Here is a 25,599-nt window from a genome sequence, read left to right as displayed (position 1 = left end):
GCGGCAAGCGATTCGCCCACGCCGTCCCATGCCGGGACTGCCGCTAAGTCATTCATGAAACAGTCATTTACCCGCGCGCAGGCAGGCCAGCCGCGCGCAGGGCAGCATGGGCCTGAGCGATGGTGTGCTTGCCGAAATGAAAGATCGAGGCCGCCAGCACCGCGCTGGCATGGCCCCGGGTCACTCCTTCGACCAGGTGATCGAGCGTGCCGACCCCGCCCGATGCCACCACCGGTACCGCTACCGCATCTGCAATCGTCCGGGTCAGTTCAAGGTCATACCCGGCCTGGGTGCCATCGCCGTCCATCGAGGTGACCAGGAGTTCGCCGGCGCCCAGTTCGGCCAGCCGCACCGCGTGCTCTACCGCGTCGATCCCGGTCGCCTTGCGTCCGCCGTGGGTGAAGATTTCCCAGCCTGAGCCGGTGCGCCGCGCATCGACCGACGCGACCACGCACTGGCTGCCCATTTTCCCGGCGATGTCGGCCACCACTTCGGGCCGCGCCACCGCCGCGCTGTTAACCGCCACCTTGTCGGCCCCGGCCAGCAGCAACGCGCGCGCGTCTTCCACCGTGCGCACCCCGCCGCCAACGGTCAGCGGCATGAAGCACACCTCCGCCGTGCGCCGCACCACTTCGAGCAGCGTGCCGCGCCCTTCGTGGCTGGCGCTGATATCGAGGAAGCACAGTTCATCCGCGCCCGCCGCATCATAGGCGCGGGCCTGCTCAACCGGATCGCCGGCATCCTTGAGGTCAACGAAATTCACGCCTTTGACCACGCGTCCATCGCGCACGTCGAGGCAGGGAATGACGCGGATGCGGACAGTCACGCCCGCCCCGCAATCGCGATCGCGGCAGCCAGATCGAGCCGGCCTTCGTAAAGCGCGCGCCCGGTGATCACGCCCTCGATCCCCTCGTTCGCATGCAGGGCCAGCACGTGAATATCGTCGAGGCCCTTGACCCCGCCCGAAGCGATCACCGGGATATCGACCCGGCGTGCCAGATCGACCGTGGCGTCGATGTTGACGCCTTTCAGCAGGCCATCGCGGCCGATATCGGTGAACAGCAGGCTGGCCACCCCGGCATCCTCGAACCGGCGGGCCAGATCGACCACCGCGACATCGGAAGTCTCGGCCCAGCCCTCGGTCGCGACCATCCCGTCGCGGGCATCGACCGCGACCACGATCCCGCCCGGGAATTCCTTCGCCATGTCCTTGACGAATTCGGGGTCCTTGAGCGCGGCCGAGCCCATCACCACCCGCGAGACGCCCAGATCGAACCAGCCTGCCACCGCCTCGCGGGTGCGGATCCCGCCGCCCAGCTGGACGTGGCCGGGGAAAGTCTCAAGGATCGCTTCGACCGCCGCGCGGTTTTCGGCCCTGCCCGCGAACGAGCCATCGAGATCGACCACGTGCAGGAACTGCGATCCCGCTTCGGCGAACAGCATGGCCTGGGCGGCCGGGTTGTCACCATAGACCGTCGCGCGGTCCATATCGCCTTCGGCCAGGCGCACCACCTGACCGGCCTTGAGGTCGATTGCGGGGAAAACGATCATGGCCGCCACTCCAGGAAGCGCGCGAGAAGCTGTAGCCCATAGGCCTGGCTCTTCTCGGGATGGAACTGCACCCCAACCATAGTGTCCTGCGCGACCGCAGCGACCAGCCCGCCGCCATGGTCGGTCATCGCCGCTACCGCATGGCCGTCTTCGGGCACGAAATGGTAGGAATGCAGGAAATAGGCCTCGCCCGGTTCGACCAGCGCGGCATGCGCGGTCACCTCGACATCGTTCCAGCCCATATGGGGGATCTTGATCGCCGGGTCGGTCCGCTCGATCAGCCGCACTTCGCCGCCGATCCAGCCCAGCCCCGGAGTGGTGCCATGTTCGACGCCGCGATCCGCCAGCAATTGCATGCCCACGCAGATCCCCAGGAACGGCGCGCCGCCCACCAGCACGCGTTCGCGCATCGCCTCTTCCAGGTGCGGGATCGCGCGCAGTCCTTCGGCGCAGGCCCTGAAGCTGCCGACGCCGGGCAGCACGATCCGGTCAGCCGCGCGGACCACATCGGGGTTCGCAGTGACCGAAACGGTATCGCAGCCCGCTGCTTTCAGCGCGTTGGCGACGGAATGGAGATTGCCAGCGCCGTAGTCGACGAGGGCAACGACCTCAGCCACCGTTGTTCTCCCGCTGACGCGGGGGCAACACCGGCCCGCTCCCCCGGCCCGGCCACCCATAGGGTACCATGAACGGGTGGCCGGGCCGGGGGAGCGGGCCGGTGTTGCCAGCCAGTCGCGGATGCGGCTGGCTACCCACCCAAGACTCCCTTGGTTGAAGGCACAGCGCCCGCCTTGCGTGGGTCAAGCTCCACCGCCTGGCGCATCGCCCGGGCAAAGCCCTTGAAGATGCCTTCGCAGATGTGGTGGTTGTTGCTGCCATAGAGCAGTTCGATGTGCAGCGTGATCCCCACTGCCTGGGCGATCGACTGGAACCAGTGCTCGAACAGCTCGGTATCCATTTCGCCCAGCCGTTCCTGGGTGAACCTGGCGTTCCAGACCAGCCAGGGCCGGCCCGAGATATCCAGCACCACGCGGCTCAGCGCTTCGTCCATCGCCGAATGGGCTTCGCCATACCGGCCGATCCCGCCCTTGTCGCCCAGCGCCTGGCCAATCGCCTGGCCGATCGCGATCGCGCTGTCCTCGGTCGTATGGTGCTGATCGACGTGGAGATCGCCCGTGATGTGGCACTTGATATCGATCAGCGAATGGCGGCTGAACTGCTCGATCATGTGATCGAGAAAGCCGATCCCGGTCGAGACATCATAGGCCCCGGTGCCGTCGAGGTTCACTTCGACGGCAATGTCGGTTTCGTGGGTCTTGCGGGCGATTCTGGCCGTGCGCATGGCGCCCCTATAGGCGTCACAGACACCTTGGCAAGGCGGGAACTGAGGCCTAGGGTCCCGCCCACAGATCTGTCGCGGTGGGGAGAGCGCCGATGGACTCGATTGGCACGCCGGGCCGCAGGGGTGCCCGTTCCGCGTTCCTGATGCTGCTGTGCATTGTGCTGGCCGGAGTGCTGGCGCTGGGCTTTGCTCGGACCTTCTTCTTGCAACCGGTGTTCCAGGCCCGCCCGCTGACCGTGCCGCTGGTGATCCACGGCCTGTGCGGGACCGGGTGGTTTGCCTTGCTGGTGTGGCAGGCCGTGCAGGTCCGCACGGGTAATATGGCCGGCCACCGGACGATTGGCGGCAAGCTGGGGATCGTGCTCGCCACCCTGGCGGTGCTCAGCGCGATGTGGATCGTCAGCCTGACCGCGTTCGATGGCAAGCAGACCGGCAGCGGGCTGTCGGACCAGTCGGGGCTGTTCATTCAGATCGGAACCTCCAGCTGGTTCGCGATCCTGGTCCTGCTGGGGTTCCGTTCGACCCGGCGGCCCGATTACCACAAGCGCTACATGATCATGGCCAGCATCGCGATGCTGGCGCCGGCCTATTCGCGAATTGCACGGCTGCTGGTCGAAGGCCGCACGCCGGTCGATTCCGCGTTCCTTGCCGTGCCGTTGGTCGCGGCGCTGTTTGTCCATGATTTCAGGACGCTGGGCCGGCCGCATCCGGTGACGCTGTGGACCGGGCTGGGCTATCTGGCCTATGTTGCGGTGCGGCTGCCGATCGCCCAGTCTGATCTGTGGACCAAAACCATAGTACCGGCGCTGTTCGGAATCTGACCGCTCAAGACTTGACCGCAAGGCCGGCTATCGCCACTTGTCCCTGCATGAGTGAAAGCCCGCCTGACAGCCTGATCCCCTATGACGAAATCGTGCAGGAGGCGCTGCGCGCGGTGGTGGGCCGGGTGCTGGGCCAGGTCGCGGCCAGCGGCGGAACCCTGCCGGGCGTCCACCATTTCTACATCACCTTCAAGACCGGCGCGCCGGGCGTCGATATCCCCGTGCATCTCAGGGAACGCTTCCCGGATGAGATGACGATCGTCCTGCAGAACAAGTTCTGGGATCTGACCGTGGGCGAAGATCAGTTCAGCGTCGGCCTGTCGTTCAACCAGTTGCCGACCAAGCTGGTGATCCCGTTCTCGGCAATCACCGCGTTCGTCGATCCGGCGGTCGATTTCGGGCTGCAGTTCCAGGCGGTCGAGGTTGAGGTCGAGCCTGAACCGCACGACGCAGCCGAAAATGATGCTCCCGCTGCCACCAGCGAAGACGGGTCCAACGTGGTGACGGTGGACTTCGGCAAGCGCAAGTAATGGCCGACAACCGCCTGGTCCGGAAGATTGCCCGCCAGAACGGGGCCAGATTGCTCGACGCCGCGATCGACACGCTGATGCCGGTCGATCTCGAACAGCTGCCGGCCAAGAAGAAGACCCTGCTGGGCGGGATCGCCGGTGCGGTTGCGGTGCGGGTGGCGACGCGTTCGGTGCCCGGTGCGATCGTGGTGGGCGGGGCGATGATCGCCAAGCGGCTCTATGACCGGCGGCACGCCGCATCCAAGCCGAAAGCGTCGGAAAAGGGCAAGCCCAAGGCTTGATTCGCACCCCCGCCTTGCGGCATCAGCACGCATGGCTTCCGACACCCGACCCAATGCCCTCTTACGCCGCGGCCTGATGTTCATCCTTTCCTCGCCCTCGGGCGCGGGCAAGACCACGATCAGCCGGATGCTGCTCGACCGCGACCCGGAAATCAGCCTGTCGGTTTCAGCCACCACCCGCCCGATCCGTCCGGGGGAAGTGGACGGGGTGCATTACCACTTCGTCGGGGAGGCTGAGTTTGACCGGATGGTCGAGGCCGACGAATTCTACGAATGGGCCACCGTCTTCGGCCATTCCTATGGCACGCCCAAAGCGCAGATCCGTGCGGGCCTCAAGGAAGGGCGCGATTACCTGTTCGATATCGACTGGCAGGGCACCCAGCAGCTCTACCAGAAGGATCAGCAGGACGTGGTCCGCGTGTTCATCCTGCCGCCCAGCATTGAAGAACTGCGCCGCCGCCTGACCGACCGCGCCACCGACGCGCCCGAAGTGATCCAGGCCCGGATGGAACGCGCCCGCGCCGAAATCAGCCACTGGGATGGTTATGACTATGTGGTGGTCAACGACGACGTCGAGGCCTGCTATGATCAGGTGCTCGAGATCCTCCACGCCGAACGCATGAAACGCGCCCGCCAGACCGGGCTGATCGGGTTTGTGCGGGGGTTGATGAAGGATTAGGGCCCTTCAGGTCCTCTCCAGATTTGCGGAGCACATCTGGGGAGGTGGCATTTGCGTAGCAAATGTCGGAGGGGTCTCTGCCCTCGCGCCATTCCCCCTCCGTCAGCGGCTATGCCGCTGCCACCTCCCCATTTGCACTACGTGAAAATGGAGAGGATCTTCGGCTAGGGCCAGCCTGCGCGTCCCGCATCCACCTCAGCCACCAGCACCTTGCCCAGCGGCGCCTTTGCTGCCGCAGTGGCATCTGAGCTCGGCGCGACCAGCATGAACAGGTGCCGCCCTTCCGGGCCGCCGAGCATGCAGGCGTAGCAGGGCAGGCCGTCGGTCTCGATCGTTTCGAGCACTGCGCCGCCCTCCGCGATCCGCAGGCATTGCGGTGCGAGCGGGTTGGCGATCCACACTGCGCCTTCGCTGTCGAGGCAGATGCCGTCGGGGATTGCGGGCCAGGTCGGGGCCCACTGGCGACGGTTCGAGAGAGTGCCGTCGGCGGCGATGTCGAACGCGGTCAGGCAGCCGGCCAGCGTTTCGCCCACGATCAGCGTCCGGCCATCGGGGGTAATCACCATGCCGTTGGGAAAGCTGAACCGCTCACCCGGCGCGGCATCGCTGACGCTGCCGTCGCCCTGGACCAGCGCCAGCATCGTTTTGGGATGATCGGCAATCACGTTTTCGGGGCCGCGCGCGTGGATTTCCGCATCGAGATCGAAGCCGAAGTTGCCGACGTAAGCCCGGCCCGTGCCATCGACCACCATGTCGTTGCACAGGTGGGCCGAATGGGTGCTCAGGTCGGCATGGCGTTCAAACCGGCCATCGGGCCAGCGCCGCCACAGCTCGCGCAGTTCCATCCGCACCACCAGCAGCGAGCCATCGGGCAGCCAGCCCAGCCCGGAAGGGCGGCCTTCCAGCTCCAGCTCGGTGCGCAGGTCACCTTTCAGCGAGACCGAGCAGACCCGGCTGGAGTAGAAGTCCGAGAACCACAGCCTTCCATCGTGCCAGCGTGGACCTTCGCCGAAATAGATCCCTTCGGCGAGTGTGCAGACCTGACGCATCCTTAGTCTCCTCCATTAACCCCGTTCGTGCTGAGCCTGTAGAAGCATTGTCCTTTTTGCGGTATCGCAAGGCGGCACGAAGAAAAGAACAGTCCTTCGACAAGCTCAGGACGAACGGATTAGGGGTTCTGGGAGGATTAGTGCCCCGAAGGATCGTTGAATTCGGTCGGGATCCAGGCGTTGACGATCCCGCCGTCGATCGGGATCGTGGTGCCGACCACATAGTCGCCGGCCCGGCTGGCGAGGTAGATCGCGCCGCCAGCGATATCCTCGGCCACGCCGACGCGGGCGAAGGGGATGCCCTTGGCGCTGCCTTCGGGGTTCTTCGCTGCGGCCTTGTTCATCTCGCTGGGATAGGCGCCCGGGGCAATGCAGGTGCAGACCACGTTGTCCTTGATCAGTCGCGCCGCCATCCGCTTTGTCAGGTGGATCACTGCCGCCTTCGAAGCCTGGTAGGAATAGGTTTCCCACGGGTTGGGGCGCAGTCCGTCGATCGAGGCGATGTTGATCACCTTGGCGGGCCGGTCAAAGCTGGCCGCAGCTTTCAGCAGCGGGAACAACGCTTGCGTGAGGAAGAACAGGCTCTTGACGTTGAGGTCCATCACCTTGTCCCAGCCGACTTCAGGGAACTGGCCGAATTCCGCGCCCCAGGCCGCGCCGGCATTGTTGACCAGCACGTCCAGCCGGCTCTCGCGCTTGTTCAGCTCGGCCACCAGATCGGCAAGGCCCTCGCGCTGGCTGAGGTCACCGGCGAGGCCGATCACCTTGCCGGGGTAGAGGGCGTTGAATTCGGCCTCGGTCTCGGCCAGCTGTTCGCGCTTGCGGGCGGTGATGTAAACGCGTTCGCACCCGGCGGCGAGGAACCCTTCGAGCAGCATCTTGCCGATCCCGCGGCTGCCGCCGGTGATCAGGGCGATCTTGCCTTCAAGGCTGAACAGCTTCGAAAAATCCATCCCAGCATCCTCTTCGTCGTCATCCCGGACTTGATCCGGGATCCCGCTTGTACTTGTGCCCGCCGCAGGAAGGAAGCGGGACCCCGGGTCAAGCCCGGGGTGACGAGATTTTGGCGGACTGTCAGTACCCGCTCAGCTTCGCCACCCGATCGGCGTGGTAATACAGGTCGCCCATGAACTCCGCCAGCGCGCGGTCGCGCTTCATGTAGAGGCCGATGTCGTATTCGTCGGTCATGCCGATCCCGCCGTGCATCTGTACCCCTTCCTTGACCGCAAGGCCCGCTGCCTTGCCAGCCTTGGCCTTGGCGACCGAAACCATCAGGTCGGCCTTTTCACTGCCGGTGTCGAGCAGCTGCTGGGCCTTGATCACCGTGGCGCGGGCAATTTCCAGCTCTGAATAGAGGTGCGCGGCGCGGTGTTGCAGCGCCTGGAATTCGCCGATCAGCTTGCCGAACTGCTTGCGCTGCTTGAGGTAGGTGGTGGTCATGTCGAACGACCCTTGCGCCACCCCGACCGATTCCGCAGCCGCGCCGACCCGGCCCGCGCGGATCACGCGGTTCAGCACGTCGCGCCCGCCATCGACTTCGCCGATCACCGCATCGGCATCAAGCTGCACCCCGTCGAGCTTGACGTGCGCGGCCTGCGAGCTGTCCACCAGCCGCGCGTTTTCCAGGCTGAGGCCAGCGGCGTCCTTCGGAACCGCGAACAGCGTGATCCCGGCATCGTCCTCGTCGCTGCCGGCAGTGCGCGCGGCAACCACCAGCATGTCGGCGCTGCCGCCCTGAACCACGAAGCTCTTCGCGCCGGAGAGCCTGAAGCCGTTGCCGGCCCGCTCAGCCCGGCAAGCGATCCGTTCGGGGCGATGCTTCGGCCCTTCATCGATCGCCACGGCGAAGACACTGTCACCCGCCAGCAGGCCCGGCAGATAGCGGCCCTTGAGCTCGTCCGAGGCCTGGCCAAGCGCGGTTGCGGCCATGACCGAGCTGGTCAGGAAAGGCGAAGGCGTCAGGTTGCGCCCGACTTCCTCAAGCACGATCCCGGCCTCGACATGCCCCATGCCCAGCCCGCCATCGGCCTCGGCCACCAGGATCCCGGTAAAGCCCAGCTCGGCAAACTGCTTCCACAGGCCGTGGCCGAAGCCATCCTTGCAATTGATGTCGCGATAGTGGCGCAGCTGCTTCGCGATGTTGCCTTCGTCGGCCATGAACTGGCGCGCGGTATCGGCCAGCATGGCCTGATCTTCGGTGTGGTAGAGCGGCATTGGAGTGCTCCTTCGAATTTTCTTCCGTCACCCCGGACTTGATCCGGGGTCCCGCTATTTATGGCCCGCCGCAGGAAGAAAGCGGGCCCCCGGGTCAAGCCCGGGGTGACGATGGCCAAGGGCGAACTTTATGCTCCCGGCAGGTCCAGGATTCGCTTGGAAATCACGTTGAGCATCACCTCGCTGGTGCCGCCCTCGATCGAATTGGCCTTGGTCCGCAGCCAGTTGCGCGCCTTGGACCCTCCGTTCGAGCTTTCGCTTTCCCATTCGAGCGCGGCGCTGCCGCCGGCTGCCATCAGCAGTTCGTGGCGGCGCTTGTTGATCTCGGTCCCGGCGTATTTCATCATGTTCGGCTGGGCGGGATGCGCCTTGCCGACCTTGATTTCATCGAGGAACTTTTCGCCCATCGCAGTGAAAGCCAGCGCATCGACATCGAACATCGCCAGTTCGGCGCGCAGGATCGGGTCTTCCAGGCCATTGCGCTTGGCAAAGGCCCCGATCGTGTTGAGCCGGTCATTCCCGCCCGCGCCCGAGATCATTTCGCGTTCGTGGCCGAGAAGGTACTTGGCGACGTCCCAGCCGCGGTTGAGTTCGCCGACGATCTGGTGCTTGGGCACCGTCACATTGTCGAAGAAGGTTTCGCAGAACGGCGAATTGCCGCTGATCAGCAGGATCGGCTTGGTCGAGACGCCAGGGCTGGTCATGTCGAACAGCAGGAAGCTAATTCCCTGGTACTTGTTGGCCTTGTCGGTGCGGACCAGGCAGAAGATCCAGTCGGCCTTGTTGGCATAAGAGGTCCAGATCTTGCTGCCGTTGACCACCCAGTGATCGCCCTTGTCTTCGCCAAAGGTCTGGAGTGAAACAAGGTCAGAACCCGAACCCGGTTCGGAATAGCCTTGGCACCAGCGAATCTCGCCGCGCGCGATCTGGTTCAGGTAATGGACCTTCTGTTCTTCGGTCCCGAACTTCAGCAGCGCCGGGCCCAGCATCCAGATGCCAAAGCTGGACAGCGGCGGGCGCGCGCCGATGCGGTTCATTTCCTCGCGCCAGACCTTGGCCTGGGCCGGGTCCAGTCCCGCGCCGCCATAGGGCTTGGGCCATTCGGGCACGGTATAGCCCTTGGCCGCGCAGCGCTCCATCCAGAGCTTCTGCGCTTCGTTCTTGAACTTGAAATTGCGCCCGCCCCAGCAGACGTCGTCTTCATCACGCGCGGGCTCACGCATTTCGGCGGGGCAGTTTTCTTCAAGCCAGGCGCGGATTTCCGCGCGGAAGGCGTCAAGGTCGGACATGGTGGGAACTCCTCTCTTAACCGAGAGGTTAAAGTGACTCGACCGCCCAGCGCAAGCGCGGATTTGTGGGGCTTGGTGCGATCGCCGCTTGCCGTAACGTAAACGTCAAGGGCGTTGACCGGGACGCTTCGCGGCCTAAGCTGGTGGCAAATCGAAACCGAGGAGAGGCCAAGTGGAAACAGGTGCGCGATTCGCCGGCAAATGCGTGGTGGTGACCGGGGCGGCATCGGGGATCGGACGCGCGGCAACGCTGCTGTTCGCCCGTGAAGGTGCGACGGTGTTCGCCGCCGACCTCAACCTTGAAGGCGCCGAAGCCGTTGCGCGCGAGGGGGAGAACATCATCCCGGTGGCCTGCGACGTGTGCGATGTGGCGCAGATCAAGGCGCTGATGGACCATGCCGCCGGCACCTGCGGCGGGATCGACGCGCTGTTCAACAACGCTGCCGCCGGCGGTGCGCGCGGCCGGATCGACGAGGTTGATGCCGAAGGCTGGGACTGGACCATGGATCTGGTGCTGCGTTCGGTCGCAATGGGAATCCACCATGCCGTGCCGCACATGAAGCACCGCAAGGGCGCGGCGATCGTCAACACCAGCAGCATCGCGGCGGTCGGCCCGGGCTATTCGCCCACCGCCTATGCCGTGGCCAAAGCCGGGGTGCTGCACCTGACCAAGTGCGCCGCGGCGGACCTTGCCCAGTTCGGGATCCGCGTGAACGCGGTGCAGCCGGGCTTCATCAACACCAACATCTTTACCGCCAGCATGGAAATGCCGGCCGAACTGGTTGATCAGGCCAAGGCGATGATCCTGCAGATGTCGAGCGCCGCACAGCCCGTGCCGCGCCCGGGCATGCCCGACGATATCGCCAATGCCGTTGCCTATCTGGCCAGCGATGCCGCCAGCTTTGTCACCGGCACCTCGCTGATCGTCGATGGCGGGATCACGGTCGGTCCGCGGCACTGCTGGGATCCGGAGGCGCCGGGGCTGTTCGATGCCCTGCAGGCCATGGCAGAAGGGGCGAACGCGGCTCCCGCATCGTGAGCGGGAAGATGAGCGCCGTGACCGCCAAGCCATTGCCGACGCGGCTGGCCTTCTTCCACGGGCTGGGTTCGATCGCCTATGGCATCAAGGACAACGGCTTTTCGACCTTCCTGCTGCTCTACTGCAATCTTGTCCTGGGGATGGACCCGCGCACGGTCAGCTTTGCGCTGATGGTTGCGCTGGTGATTGACGGATTCGTCGATCCGGTGGTCGGCTACCTGTCGGACCGCACCGTGACCAACTGGGGTCGGCGGCTACCCTGGCTTTACCTTGCCCCGATCCCGCTGGGCCTGGCTTGGTACCAGTTGTGGTCGTTGTCTGCGGCGCCCAGCTTCTGGGGCCTGGTGGCAATGGCAGCCGCAGTGCGCCTGCTGGTTTCGTGCTGCGAAGTTCCGTCGGTGGCGCTGGTTCCTGAACTGACCCGCGACTACGACGAACGAACCACCCTGATGCGGTTCCGGTTTCTGTTTGGCTGGGGCGGCGGCCTGCTGGTGATGTTCCTGGCCTATACGGTGTTCCTTGGCGGCAAGGGCGGCCTGCTCTCTGGCGAAGGCTACCGCAGCTACGGACTGTTCGGCGCGGCAATGATGACCACAGCCGTCCTTGTTTCGGCGCTCGGTCAGCATCGCCGGGTTGCGGTCCGGCCGCCCCGGCCCAGCAGCCCGCTCAATCTAGCGACGGCTTTTGGGGAGCTGAAGGAGTGCTTTTCGCACAAGGCGTTCCTAGTTTTGCTGCTGGGCGGCGCGCTCGCCTATACCAGTCAGGGCGTGACTTTTTCGATGAGCAACTATCTCTATCTGTTCATCTGGCGCATGCCGGAAACGGTGTGGGAACTGACGCTGTTTGGCCGGGTGTTCCATCCTAGTGGTATGGATTTCTATCCCTGGGTGCTCTTCCTCAGTGTAGTCACATGCTTCTTCCTGATGCCGGGCTGGCACCGGCGTTGGGGCAAGCGCGACACCGCAGTGGTCACCTCTGTGCTGGGAATGATCTTCTGGGTAATGCCCTTCCTGTTTCGCGCGATTGAGCTGTGGCCGGTTGAAGGCAGCAAGCTTTCGACAGTGCTGATCTTCGCCTTCTTCTTCGTCTGCAACGTCTTTTCGGTCGCGGCGATGGTTTCGGCCAGTTCGATGATGGCCGATGTGGTCGAAGCGAGTGAAGAGCAGACCGGGCGGCGTAGCGAGGGGGTGTTCTTTTCGGGCAATTTCTTCATGCAGAAATGCGCGACCGGCCTTGGCATCTTCATCACCGGGCAGCTACTCGCGTTGGCCAACCTGCCCGAAAAGGCCAAGCCCGGGCAGGTGCCGATGGCGGTGATCGACACGCTGGCACTGACCTATGTCATTGTCGTCTTCGTCTTCGCGGTGTTGATTGCGCTGGTGCTACGCCGTTTCCCGATCACTCGCGCCGATCACGAAGCGCGGGTGGCTGCGCTCGGGGCGGCGCGGCTCAACCCGGACGCGGAGGGCATGCACCCTTAACCGAACGATTAAATCGTCCTTGGCTAGGGGCCTTCCCCGTGGCAGTGAGGGCAGCGAGATTCGACAGTATCAGGAAAGGAAGATCCCATGGATTTCGATCCCACCGAACGGCAAGTCTACTGGCGCGACCGCGTGCGTGCCTTCATCGAAAGCAATGTCCGCCCGCGCGTTGGCGACTACAAGAAGCAGGATGCCGAAGGCGATCGCTGGAAGGTGCTGCAGGTCGTCGAGGATGAAAAGGCAAAGGCCAAGGCCGCCGGGATCTGGAACCTGTTCATGCCGCCGCAGTCGGGCCGGACCCATGTGGACGATACCTTCGAATTCGACGGCCCCGGGCTGACCAACCTTGAGTATGCGCTTTGCGCCGAGGAAATGGGCCGCGTCGGCTTTGCTTCGGAAGTGTTCAACTGCTCGGCGCCCGACACCGGCAACATGGAAGTGCTGCACCGCTACGGCACCCGTGAGCAGAAGGACCAGTGGCTGAAGCCGCTGATGAACGGCGAAATCCGTTCGGCCTTCCTGATGACCGAACCGCAGGTCGCCTCGTCGGACGCGACCAACATCGAATGCTCGATCCGCCGCGAAGGCGACGAATATGTCCTCAACGGCACCAAGTGGTGGTCGTCGGGTGCGGGTGATCCGCGGTGCAAGATCGCGATCGTGATGGGCAAGACCGATTTCGAAGCCAAGAAGCATGCCCAGCAGTCGATGGTGCTGATGGAACTCGATGCCCCCGGCGTAGAGATCGTCCGCCACCTTCCGGTCTTCGGCTATGACGATGCCCCGCACGGGCACATGGAAATCAAGCTCAACAACGTCCGCATTCCGGCCAGCAACATGCTGCTGGGCGAAGGTCGCGGGTTCGAGATCGCCCAGGGCCGCCTCGGGCCGGGCCGCATCCACCACTGCATGCGCACCATCGGCGTGGCCGAGGAAGCGCTGGAACGGATGGTCAAGCGCCTGCAGTCGCGCGTGGCCTTCGGCAAGTCGATCAGCACGCACTCGATCTGGGAACAGCGCATCGCCGAAGCCCGGATCGAGATCGAATGCTCGCGCCTGCTCTGCCTCAAGGCCGCGGACATGATGGACAAGGTCGGCAACAAGGCCGCCCAGGCCGAAATCGCGATGATCAAGGTCAAGGCGCCCAACATGGCGCTGAAGATCATCGACGATGCGATCCAGGCCCACGGTGGCGGCGGCGTGTCCGAAGACTTCGGTCTGGCCAAGATGTACGCCGGTCAGCGCACGCTGCGCATCGCCGACGGTCCGGACGAAGTCCACAACCGCTCGATCGCCCGCCTCGAAATGGGCAAGTATGCGCCGCAGGCACCCTCGGGCCCGACTTCGGGTGATTTGGGGGTTGCGCGTTAGGTGCAGCCGCGCCGACCGTAAGGAAGGCGCACTACATTCTCCCCGCCCACTTGTGGGAGGGGCAGGGGGAGGGCCTGTTATCCGAGCGCCGATAACATGCCCTCCCCCAAGACCCCTCCCGCAGGCGGGAGGGGAGTTTCAAGGGAGTTAAGTGCATATGAAAGCCGCAGTCCTGATCGAACCCAACAAGCCGCTTGAAATCGAGCAGCTCCAGATCAGCAAACCCGGCCCGCATGAGGTGCTGATCCGCACCGCCGCCTGCGGCCTCTGCCATTCGGACCTGCATTTCATCGAAGGCACCTATCCCCATCCGCTGCCGGCAGTTCCGGGCCACGAAGCCGCCGGGATCGTCGAGGCGGTCGGCAGCGAAGTGCGCACGGTAAAGCCGGGCGATGCCGTGGTGACCTGCCTTTCGGCCTTCTGCGGGCACTGCGAATTCTGCGTGACCGGTCGCATGGCGCTGTGCCTGGGCGCCGATACCCGCCGCGCGCCGGGCGATGCACCGCGCCTTAGCCGGCCTGATGGCAGCCCGGTTGGCCAGATGCTCAACCTTTCGGCCTTCGCTGAAATGATGCTGATCCACGAACACGCCTGCACCCGGATCGATCCCGAAATGCCGCTCGACCGTGCCTCGGTGATCGGCTGCGCGGTGACCACCGGTGCGGGTACGATCTTCAACGCCTGCAAGGTGACCCCGGGTGAAACCGTGGCCGTGGTGGGCTGCGGCGGCGTGGGCCTGGCCGCGATCAATGCTGCCAAGATCGCCGGTGCCGGCAAGATCATCGCCGCCGATCCGATGCCTGAAAAGCGCGAACTGGCGATGAAGCTGGGCGCGACCCACACCGTCGATGCCCTGGCCGACGATGCCGCCGCGCAGATCGTCGAGCTGACCAAGGGCGGGGTCGATTACGCGGTCGAAGCGGTCGGCCGCCCGGCCTCGGGCGAACTCGCGGTCAAGTCGCTGCGGCGCGGCGGCACCGCGACGATCCTGGGAATGATGCCGCTGAACCACTCGGTCGGGCTCAGCGCGATGGATCTGCTGTCGGGCAAGAAGCTGCAGGGTGCGATCATGGGGATGAACCACTTCCCGGTCGACATGCCGCGGCTGGTTGATTTCTACATGCGCGGATTGCTTGATCTCGATACGATCATCGCCGAGCGGATCCCGCTGGAGAAGATCAATGAAGGCTTTGAAACGATGAAGTCTGGCGCTTCGGCGCGCAGCGTCATCGTGTTCGATAGCTGAGCAATTGGTGATACAATTCCGTTCGTCCTGAGGAGCCGCAGGACTGAGCTTGTCGAAGGCCGAAGGCGTCTCGAAGGACCTCAGCGCTGCGGTGCTTCGAGACGGGGCCTTCGACAAGCTCAGTCCCCTCCTCAGCGCGAACGGATAGGGGAATACGGAGACCGGAAATGAGCGAAGCCATCAACGCGGACGAAGCCTTTGTCGGCACTGTCGAGCCCGAAGGCGCGGACAGGCTGGACGAAGGCAAGCTGGCGGCCTGGCTGCAGACCAATGTCGATGGTTTCGAAGGCCCGCTGCACCTGACCAAGTTCAAGGGCGGACAATCGAACCCGACCTACAAGATCGAGGCCAAGAGCGGCAACTACGTGCTGCGGCGCAAGCCGTTCGGACCCTTGCTGCCCAGCGCGCATGCGGTTGACCGCGAATACAAGGTCCAGAACGCGCTCAACAAGGCCGGGTTCCCGGCCGCCCGCCAGTTCGGCCTGTGCACCGACGATAGCGTGGTCGGTTCGTGGTTCTACATCATGGACATGGTCGACGGGAAAACGATCTGGGACGGGGCCATGCCGGGGGCCGCGCCGGGCTATCGCCGCGACACCTATCTGGCGATGATCGACACGCTGGCCCAGCTCCACAACGTCGATGTCGAGGCGGTTGGCCTGTCCGACTTCGGCAAGCCGGGCAACTATTTCGGCCGTCAGGTCGATCGCTGGACCAAGCAGTACAAGCTGTCCGAAACCGAACACATGCCCGATATGGAGCGGCTGATCGAATGGCTGCCGGCAACGCTGCCCGAACAGACCCGCATCAGCGTGGTCCACGGCGATTACCGGATCGACAACATGATCTGGGCCAAGGACGAACCCAGGGTGCTGGCGGTGCTTGACTGGGAGCTTTCGACACTGGGCGATCCGCTGGGCGACTTTTCCTATGTCTGCATGGCCTATGTCACCGACAATGGCGGCCGTTCGGGCGTGGCAGACCTTGATCGCAAGGCGCTGGGCATTCCAGAGTTGGAGGAAGTGGTCGAGCGCTATTGCACAGCCACCGGGCGTGACAGCCTGCCCGATATGAACTGGCTGTTCGCCTATAACTTCTTCCGCCTCGCGGGCATCCTTCAGGGGATCAAGAAGCGCGTGATCGACGGTACTGCCAGTTCGGCTCACGCCAAGGCGCAGTCCGATCGGGTCCAGCCCTTGGTCGATCGCGCAACCGAATTTGCGCTGAAGGCCGGGATGTGAACCAGTTCGACCTGACCGGCAAGGTGGCGATCGTCACCGGCTCATCGCGCGGGATCGGACAGGCGATTGCCGAGGATCTGGTCGATCACGGGGCCAAGGTGGTGATCACCAGCCGCAACCTTGCTCCGTGCGAGGAAGTGGCTGCGGCAATCAACGCCAGGCATCCCGGTGCCGCGATCGCGGTATCCTCCAGCCTGTCCTCGAAAGAATCGCTTCAGGCGATGGTTGATGCCGGGCGTGCCGCGTTCGGCAAGATCGACGTGCTGGTCTGCAACGCGGCGTCGAACCCGCACTATGGCCCGATGGCGACGATTACCGACGAAGCGTTTCGCAAGACGCTGGACAACAACATTGTCGCACAGCACTGGCTGGTGACCATGGTCGCCCCCGAAATGCGCGCGCGCAAAAGCGGTTCGATCATCCTGGTCTCTTCGATCGGCGGCCTGCGCGGTTCGCCGATCCTGGGGGCCTATGCGATCACCAAGGCTGCAGATATCCAGATGGCGCGCAACCTGGCCCGCGAATTCGGCGCCGACAATGTCCGGGTCAACGCGATCGCGCCGGGGCTGGTGCGGACCGATTTCGCCAAGGCGCTGTGGGAAAATCCCGAAAATCTCAAGCATTCGGTCTCCAACGCCTGCCTGGGCCGGATCGGCGAACCGCACGAGATTGCCGGGGCGGCGGTGTTTCTGGCCAGCGAGGCTTCCAGCTTCATGACCGGACAGACCATGGTGCTCGACGGCGGGGTTGTCGTTTAAGCCGCTTGCCGGGCGCGCTCGCGATGGATAGGCGGGATTCGTTTTCCCGACTTCGTCCTGGAGAGTGCCCACCATGTCTGCCGAACTTGCCGCCGCGATCGAAAGTGCCTGGGAAGCGCGCGACAGTGTTACCCCTGACAGCAAGGATGTGCGCGAAGCGGTCGACGCCGCGCTCGAGCTGCTCGACAGCGGCCAGGCACGGGTCGCCCAGCCCGATGGTCAGGGCGGCTGGCAGGTCAACCAGTGGCTCAAGAAGGCCGTGCTGCTCAGCTTCCGGCTGAACGACAATGCGGTGATGGACTATGGATCGGCCGGCGCGCCCTCGTTCGACAAGGTGCCGCTGAAGTTCAGCGGCTGGGATGCGGACCGCTTTCGCAAGGCCGGGATCCGCGCGGTGCCCGGCGCGATCGCCCGGCGCGGCGCGCATATCGGTAAGAACGTGGTGCTGATGCCCAGCTTCGTGAACATCGGCGCCCACGTTGGCGACGGGACCATGATCGACACCTGGGCCTCGGTTGGCTCCTGCGCGCAGGTTGGCGCGGGGTGCCACATCTCTGCCGGCGCGGGGATCGGCGGAGTGCTGGAGCCGATGCAGGCCAACCCGACGATCATCGGTGACAACTGCTTCATCGGCGCCCGCAGCGAAATCGTCGAAGGCGTGATTGTTGGCGAAGGCTGCGTGGTGGCGATGGGCGTGTTCATCACCGCGACCAGCAAGATCGTCAACCGCCAGACCGGTGAAGTAATCACCGGGCACATCCCGCCCTACAGCGTGGTGGTACCCGGCGCGATGCCCGGCAAGCCGCTGCCCGACGGCACGCCCGGCCCCTCGCTGGCCTGCGCGGTGATCATCAAGCAGGTCGATGCCCAGACCCGGGCCAAGACCGGGATCAACGAATTGCTGCGCGACTGATGCAGCGGCTGGCCGCCCTGCTGCTGGCACTTGCGGCCCTGTCGCCGCTGGGCGCCCAGCAGGCGGAAGAGGCACCGATCGCGGTTGAGCGGGCGGTGGCGCTGCAGCGTTTTCCGCATGATCCCGGTGCCTTCACCCAGGGGCTGTTCATCGATCAGGGTGAGCTGTGGGAAAGCACCGGCATGGTCGGTCGTTCCTCGGTCCGCAAGGTCGATCTCGCCACCGGCAAGGTGCTGAAGCGCGTCACCGTTGTCCCACCCTATTTCGGCGAGGGGATCGCCCCCTGGCAGGGTCAGGTGCTGAGCCTGACCTGGCAGAACGGCACCGGGTTCCGCTGGGACCGCAAGAGCCTGAAGAAGCGCGGCACGTTCAAATATGCGGGTGAGGGCTGGGCGCTGACCAGCAGTGGCCGCGAACTGGTGATGTCGGACGGGACCGACACGCTGCGTTTCGTTGATCCGGCGACCTTTGCCGTCAAGCGCACGGTTCGGGTGACCGTCCAGGGGCGACCGCTGGCGCGGATCAACGAGCTGGAATGGGTCGATGGCGAAGTGCTGGCCAATATCTGGATGACCGACTGGATCGTGCGGATCGATCCCGCCAGCGGCAAGGTGGTGGGGGTGATCGACCTGTCGCAGATCCACCGCGATTCGGGCGCGCTGGGATCAGACCAGGTGGCCAACGGGATCGCCTGGGATGCCAAGGCCAGGAAGCTCTATGTCACCGGCAAGGAGTGGCCGTGGCTCTATGAGGTGCGGCTCGAACCCGCCCCGACGGCGCACTGACCGTGGCCAACCTGTTCGCCCAGTTTGCCGTATCGACCGTGATGGTGCTGGTCTGCGTGGCGATCCACGGACTGGGGCTGTTCAGCCTCAGCCGGGTGATGCGCACCGAAGCCGCGCTGGAACGGCTGCGTCATATCCGCCCGCTCAGCCCGCGCGGGGCCGGGTTCACGCTGGTGATCGTGCTGGCCATGTTCATGCTGCACGGGCTGGAAATCTGGGGCTTTGCGCTGGTTTACTGGGCGCTTGGCGCGGTCGAAGGTCTGGAAGGCGCGCTCTACTTTTCGACCATCAGCTATTCGACCGTGGGTTACAACGATACCCACATCGTCCCGGCCTGGCGGCTGATGGGGGCGTTTGAAAGCATTCTGGGGGTCTTTCTGCTGGGCTGGTCAACCGCGTTCTTCTTTCGCATGCTGGGGCGGATCGAAGCGCACTAGAGAGCGTAGGCGCGCATCGCCTCGTAATAGGGGCGGCACTCCTCGGCGAGTGTGGCTGCCTCCCCGTCCAGCTCCGGCATGGGGCCGGGCGGCCCGCCAAAGGTGCTCGAATTCGCCACCGCATCGTACCAGTGGCTGGCCCAGATTCCGTCGTCACGATGGATCCCGGCCGGCCAGTGCAGCATCGCCGGATCCCAGCCAATTCCCAGCCGCTCGCACAGCAAGGCCAGCTTGCCAGCGGGATCGGCCAGAAAGCTTGAGGTGTCCACCACCGCCGGTTCCAGGCCGGCAGCCCTGGCCCAGTCGAAGTATTCGAGCAGGCGCAGATAGCCCAGATCCTCGATCGTGGCGGCACCGCGCTTGACCCCGTAGCTGGCGATCACCCGTTCAGGCTCGCGGATCAGGAAGGCGTGGGCGTGACCGGGAAAGTCACGGATCGAAATCGGGCCGGCCATGTGGTGCGGCATGTGCTTCTGATACCAGACCGCCTTGCCGCCCGGCACCGGCCCGCGCAGTGCAGCGGCAACGCTGTGCCAATCGCAGTCCATATCGGCGATCACCTCTGCGGCCAGCGGATGGTCGGCACCGGTGGCCTTCAGGTATGCGCCATAGAATGGCTCGTCGCTGACCGCGCAGTCAGCGCGCGAAGAAAAGCTGCGCATCATCGTGGTCGAGATGTTGCGCGGGCCCGACCACATCGCGATCCGCAGGCTCATGCCGCGCAGTCTCGATCCATCAGCTCGCGGTACAGCCCCTGCAGGCGCTCAACCATCGGGCCGCGTGCCTGGGTCAGCACGCGCCCGTCGATTTCGGTTACCGGGACCACACCGGCGAAAGTGCCGGTCACGAAAGCTTCGTCGGCGCCGTGTGCCTCGGTCAGCGAAAAGTTCTTTTCGAAGACCGGAATACCGGCTTCGCGGCAGACCCGGATCACATTGGCGCGGGTGATCCCCGACAGGCAGTAGTCGCCAGTGCTGGTCCAGACCTCGCCCTTGCGGACGATGAAGAAATGGGTCGAATTGCAGGTCGCGACAAAGCCATGCGGATCGAGCATCAGCCCCTCGTTGGCACCCGCCTGGGTCGCCTGGATGCAGGCGGTGATGCAGTTCAGCTTGCTGTGCGAATTGAGCTTGGGATCCTGCACCGCCGGATCGCCGCGCCGGACGTGGACGGTGAACAGCCTGATCCCGTGATTGATCACTTCGGGCAGAGGATGCTTGTATTCGGGAATGATCACAATCGTTGCTGGCGACACCACCACACGCGGGTCCTGATAGGGAGTGGAACGGATCCCGCGGGTGACCATCAGGCGGATATGCACGCCGTCTTCACCGCGCATGCCGTTAGCATCGATCAGTTCGTCAAGCCGCCGCGTCAGGTCTGCGCGGGTCAGCCCGATATCCATCATGATCGCCTTGGCGCCTTCGTAAAGCCGGTCAAGGTGGGCATCGAGGAAGGCGAAGCGGCCCTTGTGCAGCCGCAGCCCCTCCCACACCCCGTCGCCCAGCATGAAGCCGGAATCGAACACCGAAACGACCGCCTGGGCGCGCGGCACCAGCGCGCCGTTGACGCTGATCAGGATCGTTTCATTGCGCGGATCGGCGATAAATTCCTGCGTGCCGGTGGCCATCAGAAGCTCGTCGGGTTTTCGATCGGCGGGTCGTTCCGGTGGGCCTGGGCATAGGCTTCGGCCGCCTTGAGCACACGCATCATGTTGCGGCTGGCCAGCTTTTCAAGGTCCTGCTGGCTCCAGCCCCGCCGCGCCAGTTCAACGAACAGGGCCGGATAGGTCGAGACATCTTCCATCCCCGCGACAGTCGTTTCGATACCGTCCATGTCTCCGCCCAGACCGACATGATCGACCCCGATCCGCTTGGCGATATAGTCGATGTGGTCGGCCACATCCTTGATCGATCCGCGCGGCATCGGATGGGCCTTGTCCCATTCGGCCAGGAGTGCCCTGGCCCGATCGGGATTGCCGCGGTTCAGCGCCTTGAACCGGGTCTCGGCGGCGTCATGTTCGGCGCTCCATTGCCGGGCTGCTTCAAGCACATAGGGCGGATAGAAGTTGACCATCACGATCCCGCCATTGGCCTTTAGCGCATCGAGCGCGCGGTCAGGCACATTGCGCGGATGCTGGTTGAGCGCAAAGGCCTGCGAATGGCTGAAGATCACCGGCGCCCCGGCCACAGCCATCGCATCAAGCATGGTCTTTTCACTGACGTGCGAAAGATCGACCAGCATGCCCAGCCGCTGCATTTCGCGCACCACGTCCTTGCCGAACGCGGTCAGCCCATCATGTTTGGCCTCATCGGTGGAAGCATCGGCCCAGGTGGTGTTCTTGAAATGGGTCAGCGTCATGTACCGCGCGCCCAGCGCATACATCTGGCGCAGAACGGCCAGGCTGCCGCCAATCGAATGCCCGCCTTCCATCCCCATCAAAGAAGCGATCTTGCGCTGTTTCCAGGCTGCTTCGACACAGGCGCTGTCCAGGCACAGCATCATGTCGGCGGAATAGCGCGCCACCAGCCGCCGGGTGACATCGATCTGTTCCAGCGTGGCCTGCACGGCCTGCTGATCGTTGAGATTGGCCGAGACATAGACCGACCAGAACTGCGCCCCGACCTGTCCCCGGCGCAGACGCCTGAGATCGGTCTGCATCGCCGCGACGCCCTTGGCCGGATCGGCGGTTGGCAGGGTATCGGTGAAATCGAAGCCTTCCAGAATGTTCCTGCGCCGATCGCGCAGCTGTTCGGGCACATCGTTGTGACCATCCCAGACCGGCGCGGCGGCAAGCGCGGCGGCGGCAACCTGTTCGGGCGTGCGGGCCGGTTTGGCCGGCAGCGAAGTCGTAACGGCCAGCAGCGAAGCTGCGGCGGCGAACATGGCGAAGTGGCGCATCGATGATCCCGTGTTGGTTGTGGCGTGAACCTAGCCAAGCTCTCCGGCTTGGTCGAGCAGCTTCAGCATCACCGCCGCGCCGCATTGCTGCGACCGCGCATTGGCATCGAACCGCCCGTCGGCCACGAACTTGCCGCGCGTGTAGAGGTTCGAGAAGCTCCACAGATAGGGTGATGCGCGGCCGCTCTTGCGATAGCCAAACCCGTTGTAGGCCTCCAGACGGTGAAGCATGCGCGGCAGTGACCAGTCACTCTGCCCGGTAAAGCCCATCAGCCGCAGCGCATCGATCGCGCTGGCCTCCCAATCGGATGGCGGCAGCCAGACCCTGGGGCGCCCCGGCGGCACCTGGCGGGTGCGTTGGCTCAGCGGATGATCGCCGTTGTGCAGGTGCGCGCGAAAATTGAAGCTTGCCTCGAGGCCATGAATTGCGGCGATAAATTGCCAGGGCACCCCGGCCTGCTTGCCGATCCCGGCATAGCGTTCACGCGACTGGCGCATCATCGCCAGGTGCCAGTCGGTGCTTTGCTGGCGTTCCGGACGCAGCTCGATCGCGGCAAACCAGGCGGCATATTCGCTGGCGATCGCCTCGAACCTGATCGCGGGGTTGACCGGGGGAAGGATCGCCTCGACAGCCGGAGCATCGGCGCTGGGTAAGGCGATCGGCCTGCGCACCGGCAACAGGTCATCGTCTTCGCCAGGCAGCAGGGGCGTGGCCACCCGGGCCGGGCGATGGAACCGGAAGTCTTCCAGCTCGGGCGGGGTCTGTTGGGGCTGATCCGTAAACCAGGCGTCCGGGGCTTCGTACTGGGTACGATGGAGCCGCGCGAGCAGCGCACCGGCCCTGTCTGCAAAGGCCGGACTGATCCGCTCGGCCCGATCGACCAGGGCTACCAGCCGCGGCATCGCCACCTCGTAAATCCGCGCCGGATCGGTCGGAATCCCGCCTTCGCCGATTGACAGCTTGCTGGCTGGCAGCCGCCGCAGCTTGGCTTCCTGTTCCAGCTTGAGCAGCTCGGCAACCAGATCGAGCGCGCCGCGCGCTTCCTGCGGCAGCAGCGCCTGAACCGGCATCGGCAGTTTGCCTTGCAGCACGCCAGGCAGCGAGACCGGCGCGGCCAGAGCCAGCGCCGCGCCGCTGCCCAGCAATTCCCTTCGGCTCAAGGCTGCGCGCATCGACTCGCCCCTTTCGGGGCAAGTCTAGCACTATCAGCCAGTTAACCAAGCCAAGGGAAAGCGGATTACTTTGCCGGGGTGCAGTTCTTGAACCAGACTACATCGCGGGTATCGCTGTATTCGTCGAAGGTCCCGGTCAGCTTGATCGACTTTCCGGGCTTGAGCTGCATGCTGTAAACCGAGGTGCCGGGTCCCATCATGCAGCTGATCGACCAGAACGATTTGGCCAGACCGGGCAGGCGCAGGGCCAGTTCATGCGGCTGCAGGATCTTGTAGGCCACGCGGATATCGCTGCCATCGCGGGTGATATAGTCCACCGTCCCGCTGAGCGTGAACTGGCGGCCGGTGTAGCGCTGCGGGATCGTCAGCGGATTGCGCTCGGCATCCTTGGAGATCTGCTGCGAAAATGCCTGGGCACTCAGGGCCAGCGGAGCGCCAAACGAGGTCACCGCCTTGGCACCGCTCGCGGCCGCCAGGCGCCCGGCCTTGCCGCCCTTGAGCTGGTACAGCATGCCGCAAAGCTCGGCCTTGACGGCATCCGCCTTGGCGGTCTGGCCGGTCCGCAGCTTCACTTCGACCTGAACCGTCCCGACACCATTGGCCGTGCTCGCGTTGACCTCCGCCGGAATTGCGCGGCTGTTGCCGTTCATCGGCTGCTCGATCAGCATGGCGCCGCCTTCGGGCTCGGCGGCAATCACGGTGTAGCCGCGGGTTGAAACGATTCCCCGCAACTGATTGATCGCAACCGCTGGCGGCATGTCGGGAACCGAAACCATGGCTATGTAGTGCTGTCCGGAAAGGACGCTGCCCTTCTTGATGAAGGTGTCTTCACAGGTTCCGGCGCGGGCCGCAGCGGGCAAGGCGAGTGCGGAGAGGATCAGTGCTCCGGCGATGGCGTTACGATTGTTCACGGATTTACCCTTCGAGAAATGACAGCGGCTCAAGGCCAAACGTGTCGCATATCAGCTGTTTTCTTGCTGATTATTGAATAAAACTGTCGCCAGCCCGATCAGCCTTCGGCCTCGCGTTCGAACGCGGCGTTGCCGCCGATCTTTGCTGCCAGCCGGCCCAGCGTGGCCAGCACGACCACCGCAATCACGGTTGCCAGGATCGCATAAGTGTATAGCCCGGCCAGGTCTTCACCCAGGCCCAGCTTGGTCAGCGTTGCCTTGATCGCTTCGTTCCAGGCCAGCGCCGCGACCAGGCCGAGCGAGGCTGAGGCGAGTGAAATCATTGTCTGCACCATTGCGCGCGGATCGGTCATAAGGCGATTGTTCCCTGCGTGATTGAAACCGGGCCGTATTCTATAGACCCGGATGGCAGGAACAAGGCGCGCAAGAGCGAATAGAATGCACTGGTACATTCTAATGCGTTGACTGTTACAATACGCGCTGCCGGTACGAACCGACGATTTGTCTGGACTGCAGGTTAATCCAGTTCGCCGACCAGCCGTCCTGCGCTGCGCGACAGGCTGGGCGAATCCATCGCCGCCGCCTGTTTTGCCACACCCGCGGCCGAGCGGCAGAACCCGGCCGGATCACGCTGGTTCGAAAAGCGGTTGTAAAGCCGGGTCTGGTGCCGGTCGAGCCCGCTGCCATGGCGCTTCTGTTCGCCCGAATAGGCCGAGGCCAATAGCCCGCGATGGCGCGAAAGCAGCCGGGCATAGTCCCCCGCCACCGAAACGCGTCCGCGCCCCTTGCACATCAACGCGGCGACGTTGAGCCCGGCCCGCAAGTGCCAGACAGCTTCGCTGGGATCGGCAATGGCCACCGGAGCAGCGCGCACGGGTGCTGCGGGCCGCACCGTCGGTGCAGGCTTGCCGGGTGCTTCGGGCCAGGGCGGCAGCGGCCTGGCCGCTGCGGCGCGTGGTTGCGATTGTGCCTGCGGCTGCGATGCGCAGCCAGCCAGCACACTCAGGATTCCGGCAAGTGCAACGAACGTCCTCATGGGTGCGACCCTCCAGCCCGGCGACTCGGCCAGTTTGGCCGTCACGGCAAGATGCGATCCCATCGCATGCGACCACTTGCCCCAGTGTTGCGGCAAGTGCTGAATCGCGCGTTCAGTCTGTCCGGGTCCGGCCCGCCAGCAGGCCCTTGATCACCAGCGCCAGGGCGCCAAGCATGGCAAACGACAGGCTGATCAGCAGGCCGGTGACGACCGCTTCCTGCGCTGCGCTGGCATGATGCCCGGCGGCGGCGATCGGCATGGTTTCTCCGCCAGCACCCCAGATCGCGGCCAACAGCGTCGCAGCCCAATTGGCCAGCGAGCCAAAGGCCAGCAGCCAGAATGCGGCCTGATCGAGCCGGGGTGACAGTGCCACCCGATGCCAGGTTGCTGCCAGCGCCAGCAGCAGCGTGCCGTTCATCAGGCCTTCGAGGTGCGAAGCCACGCCCATCCGCGGATTGGTGAAAGCGGCGGTGCCGAACCCGGTCAACAAACCCAGCATCACCATTACCGCACCAAGCAACGCCAGATTCCGCGCAGTTCGCTCGCGCATA

The 25,599-nt window shown here is 64.6% G+C and carries 29 protein-coding genes; 13 read left to right on the top strand and 16 right to left on the bottom strand.

What is annotated here, in order from left to right; genetic code table 11:
* Positions 1-67: 67 nt before the first annotated feature.
* The 4 genes from hisF to hisB form a co-directional block, all read right to left on the bottom strand.
* Positions 68-826, bottom strand: a complete 759-nt coding sequence (gene hisF / locus IT549_RS12405; protein WP_292973628.1) for an imidazole glycerol phosphate synthase subunit HisF — start codon at positions 824-826, stop codon at positions 68-70.
* Positions 823-1,551 (bottom strand): 1-(5-phosphoribosyl)-5-[(5-phosphoribosylamino)methylideneamino]imidazole-4-carboxamide isomerase, encoded by a 729-nt coding sequence (gene hisA / locus IT549_RS12400; protein WP_292973626.1) that lies wholly within the window; start codon positions 1,549-1,551, stop codon positions 823-825. The genes hisF and hisA overlap by 4 nt, the downstream gene beginning before the upstream one ends.
* Complete coding sequence (gene hisH / locus IT549_RS12395; RefSeq protein ID WP_292973624.1) at positions 1,548-2,168, bottom strand: imidazole glycerol phosphate synthase subunit HisH; 621 nt, start codon at positions 2,166-2,168, stop codon at positions 1,548-1,550. The genes hisA and hisH overlap by 4 nt, the downstream gene beginning before the upstream one ends.
* Before the next feature lie 131 nt (positions 2,169-2,299).
* Positions 2,300-2,893, bottom strand: a complete 594-nt coding sequence (hisB, locus tag IT549_RS12390) for an imidazoleglycerol-phosphate dehydratase HisB (protein WP_292973622.1) — start codon at positions 2,891-2,893, stop codon at positions 2,300-2,302.
* 92 nt (positions 2,894-2,985) lie between these two features.
* Here hisB and IT549_RS12385 point away from each other — a divergent pair, with 92 nt between their 5' ends.
* From IT549_RS12385 to gmk, 4 genes are read left to right on the top strand one after another with little or no spacing between them, the layout of a single operon-like run.
* Positions 2,986-3,714, top strand: coding sequence for a hypothetical protein (locus IT549_RS12385; RefSeq protein WP_292973620.1), 729 nt, complete (start codon positions 2,986-2,988; stop codon positions 3,712-3,714).
* A 47-nt stretch (positions 3,715-3,761) separates the two neighbouring features.
* Positions 3,762-4,244 (top strand): ClpXP protease specificity-enhancing factor SspB, encoded by a 483-nt coding sequence (locus IT549_RS12380; RefSeq protein WP_292973618.1) that lies wholly within the window; start codon positions 3,762-3,764, stop codon positions 4,242-4,244.
* Positions 4,244-4,525: a hypothetical protein gene (locus tag IT549_RS12375; RefSeq protein ID WP_292973616.1), complete on the top strand. Its 282-nt coding sequence runs from the start codon at positions 4,244-4,246 to the stop codon at positions 4,523-4,525. The genes IT549_RS12380 and IT549_RS12375 overlap by 1 nt, the downstream gene beginning before the upstream one ends.
* Positions 4,526-4,556: 31 nt before the next feature.
* Entirely contained in the window at positions 4,557-5,204 is a 648-nt protein-coding gene (gene gmk, locus IT549_RS12370) for a guanylate kinase (RefSeq protein ID WP_292973614.1), read from the top strand.
* 164 nt (positions 5,205-5,368) lie between these two features.
* Here gmk and IT549_RS12365 read toward each other — a convergent pair whose 3' ends face one another.
* From IT549_RS12365 to IT549_RS12350, 4 genes are all read right to left on the bottom strand, one after another.
* The gene (locus IT549_RS12365; RefSeq protein WP_292973612.1) at positions 5,369-6,253 is read right to left on the bottom strand and encodes an SMP-30/gluconolactonase/LRE family protein; all 885 of its coding nucleotides are present in this window, start codon (positions 6,251-6,253) and stop codon (positions 5,369-5,371) included.
* 137 nt (positions 6,254-6,390) lie between these two features.
* The gene (locus IT549_RS12360; protein WP_292973610.1) at positions 6,391-7,206 is read right to left on the bottom strand and encodes an SDR family NAD(P)-dependent oxidoreductase; all 816 of its coding nucleotides are present in this window, start codon (positions 7,204-7,206) and stop codon (positions 6,391-6,393) included.
* Positions 7,207-7,327: 121 nt separating this feature from the next.
* The gene (locus IT549_RS12355) at positions 7,328-8,467 is read right to left on the bottom strand and encodes an acyl-CoA dehydrogenase family protein (RefSeq protein ID WP_292973608.1); all 1,140 of its coding nucleotides are present in this window, start codon (positions 8,465-8,467) and stop codon (positions 7,328-7,330) included.
* Positions 8,468-8,595: 128 nt separating this feature from the next.
* Positions 8,596-9,756 (bottom strand): acyl-CoA dehydrogenase family protein, encoded by a 1,161-nt coding sequence (locus IT549_RS12350; protein WP_292973606.1) that lies wholly within the window; start codon positions 9,754-9,756, stop codon positions 8,596-8,598.
* A gap of 172 nt (positions 9,757-9,928) precedes the next feature.
* Here IT549_RS12350 and IT549_RS12345 point away from each other — a divergent pair, with 172 nt between their 5' ends.
* The 9 genes from IT549_RS12345 to IT549_RS12305 all read left to right on the top strand — a co-directional run bounded on the left by IT549_RS12345 (position 9,929) and on the right by IT549_RS12305 (position 19,027).
* Positions 9,929-10,795, top strand: a complete 867-nt coding sequence (locus IT549_RS12345; RefSeq protein WP_292973604.1) for an SDR family oxidoreductase — start codon at positions 9,929-9,931, stop codon at positions 10,793-10,795.
* 8 nt (positions 10,796-10,803) lie between these two features.
* Positions 10,804-12,276: an MFS transporter gene (locus IT549_RS12340; RefSeq protein ID WP_292973602.1), complete on the top strand. Its 1,473-nt coding sequence runs from the start codon at positions 10,804-10,806 to the stop codon at positions 12,274-12,276.
* 87 nt (positions 12,277-12,363) lie between these two features.
* Positions 12,364-13,647 carry an acyl-CoA dehydrogenase family protein gene (locus IT549_RS12335; protein ID WP_292973600.1) on the top strand — a complete coding sequence of 428 codons (1,284 nt, stop codon included), beginning with the start codon at positions 12,364-12,366 and terminating at the stop codon, positions 13,645-13,647.
* 157 nt (positions 13,648-13,804) lie between these two features.
* Complete coding sequence (locus IT549_RS12330) at positions 13,805-14,893, top strand: Zn-dependent alcohol dehydrogenase (protein WP_292973598.1); 1,089 nt, start codon at positions 13,805-13,807, stop codon at positions 14,891-14,893.
* A gap of 167 nt (positions 14,894-15,060) precedes the next feature.
* On the top strand, positions 15,061-16,134 hold the full coding sequence (locus IT549_RS12325; RefSeq protein ID WP_292973596.1) for a phosphotransferase family protein: 1,074 nt from the start codon (positions 15,061-15,063) through the stop codon (positions 16,132-16,134).
* Positions 16,131-16,892: an SDR family oxidoreductase gene (locus tag IT549_RS12320; protein WP_292973594.1), complete on the top strand. Its 762-nt coding sequence runs from the start codon at positions 16,131-16,133 to the stop codon at positions 16,890-16,892. The genes IT549_RS12325 and IT549_RS12320 overlap by 4 nt, the downstream gene beginning before the upstream one ends.
* Positions 16,893-16,965: 73 nt before the next feature.
* A complete protein-coding gene (gene dapD / locus IT549_RS12315; RefSeq protein ID WP_292973592.1) occupies positions 16,966-17,805 on the top strand; it encodes a 2,3,4,5-tetrahydropyridine-2,6-dicarboxylate N-succinyltransferase in 840 nt (279 codons plus the stop codon).
* Positions 17,805-18,590, top strand: coding sequence for a glutaminyl-peptide cyclotransferase (locus IT549_RS12310; RefSeq protein ID WP_292973590.1), 786 nt, complete (start codon positions 17,805-17,807; stop codon positions 18,588-18,590). The genes dapD and IT549_RS12310 overlap by 1 nt, the downstream gene beginning before the upstream one ends.
* 2 nt (positions 18,591-18,592) lie before the next feature.
* A complete protein-coding gene (locus IT549_RS12305) occupies positions 18,593-19,027 on the top strand; it encodes an ion channel (protein WP_292973588.1) in 435 nt (144 codons plus the stop codon).
* Here the strand turns inward: IT549_RS12305 and IT549_RS12300 are convergent.
* The 8 genes from IT549_RS12300 to IT549_RS12265 all read right to left on the bottom strand — a co-directional run bounded on the left by IT549_RS12300 (position 19,024) and on the right by IT549_RS12265 (position 25,598).
* On the bottom strand, positions 19,024-19,743 hold the full coding sequence (locus tag IT549_RS12300; RefSeq protein ID WP_292973586.1) for an HAD family hydrolase: 720 nt from the start codon (positions 19,741-19,743) through the stop codon (positions 19,024-19,026). The genes IT549_RS12305 and IT549_RS12300 overlap by 4 nt on opposite strands.
* The gene (locus IT549_RS12295; protein ID WP_292973584.1) at positions 19,740-20,657 is read right to left on the bottom strand and encodes an aminotransferase class IV; all 918 of its coding nucleotides are present in this window, start codon (positions 20,655-20,657) and stop codon (positions 19,740-19,742) included. Before IT549_RS12295 ends, IT549_RS12300 begins: the two co-directional genes overlap by 4 nt.
* Positions 20,657-21,928: a dipeptidase gene (locus tag IT549_RS12290; RefSeq protein WP_292973582.1), complete on the bottom strand. Its 1,272-nt coding sequence runs from the start codon at positions 21,926-21,928 to the stop codon at positions 20,657-20,659. The genes IT549_RS12295 and IT549_RS12290 overlap by 1 nt, the downstream gene beginning before the upstream one ends.
* 30 nt (positions 21,929-21,958) lie before the next feature.
* Positions 21,959-23,101: a hypothetical protein gene (locus IT549_RS12285; protein ID WP_292973580.1), complete on the bottom strand. Its 1,143-nt coding sequence runs from the start codon at positions 23,099-23,101 to the stop codon at positions 21,959-21,961.
* Between the two features lie 65 nt (positions 23,102-23,166).
* Positions 23,167-24,012, bottom strand: coding sequence for a hypothetical protein (locus IT549_RS12280; protein ID WP_292973578.1), 846 nt, complete (start codon positions 24,010-24,012; stop codon positions 23,167-23,169).
* A 98-nt stretch (positions 24,013-24,110) separates the two neighbouring features.
* A complete protein-coding gene (locus IT549_RS12275; RefSeq protein WP_292973576.1) occupies positions 24,111-24,365 on the bottom strand; it encodes a DUF5654 family protein in 255 nt (84 codons plus the stop codon).
* 164 nt (positions 24,366-24,529) lie between these two features.
* Entirely contained in the window at positions 24,530-25,048 is a 519-nt protein-coding gene (locus IT549_RS12270) for a hypothetical protein (protein ID WP_292973574.1), read from the bottom strand.
* Between the two features lie 112 nt (positions 25,049-25,160).
* Positions 25,161-25,598 carry a hypothetical protein gene (locus IT549_RS12265; RefSeq protein ID WP_292973572.1) on the bottom strand — a complete coding sequence of 146 codons (438 nt, stop codon included), beginning with the start codon at positions 25,596-25,598 and terminating at the stop codon, positions 25,161-25,163.
* Between the last annotated feature and the right edge of the window lies 1 nt (position 25,599).

Source organism: Novosphingobium sp. (genome assembly GCF_020852455.1).
Lineage (GTDB): Bacteria > Pseudomonadota > Alphaproteobacteria > Sphingomonadales > Sphingomonadaceae > Novosphingobium.
This window is presented reverse-complemented; position numbering and strand designations above follow the sequence as displayed.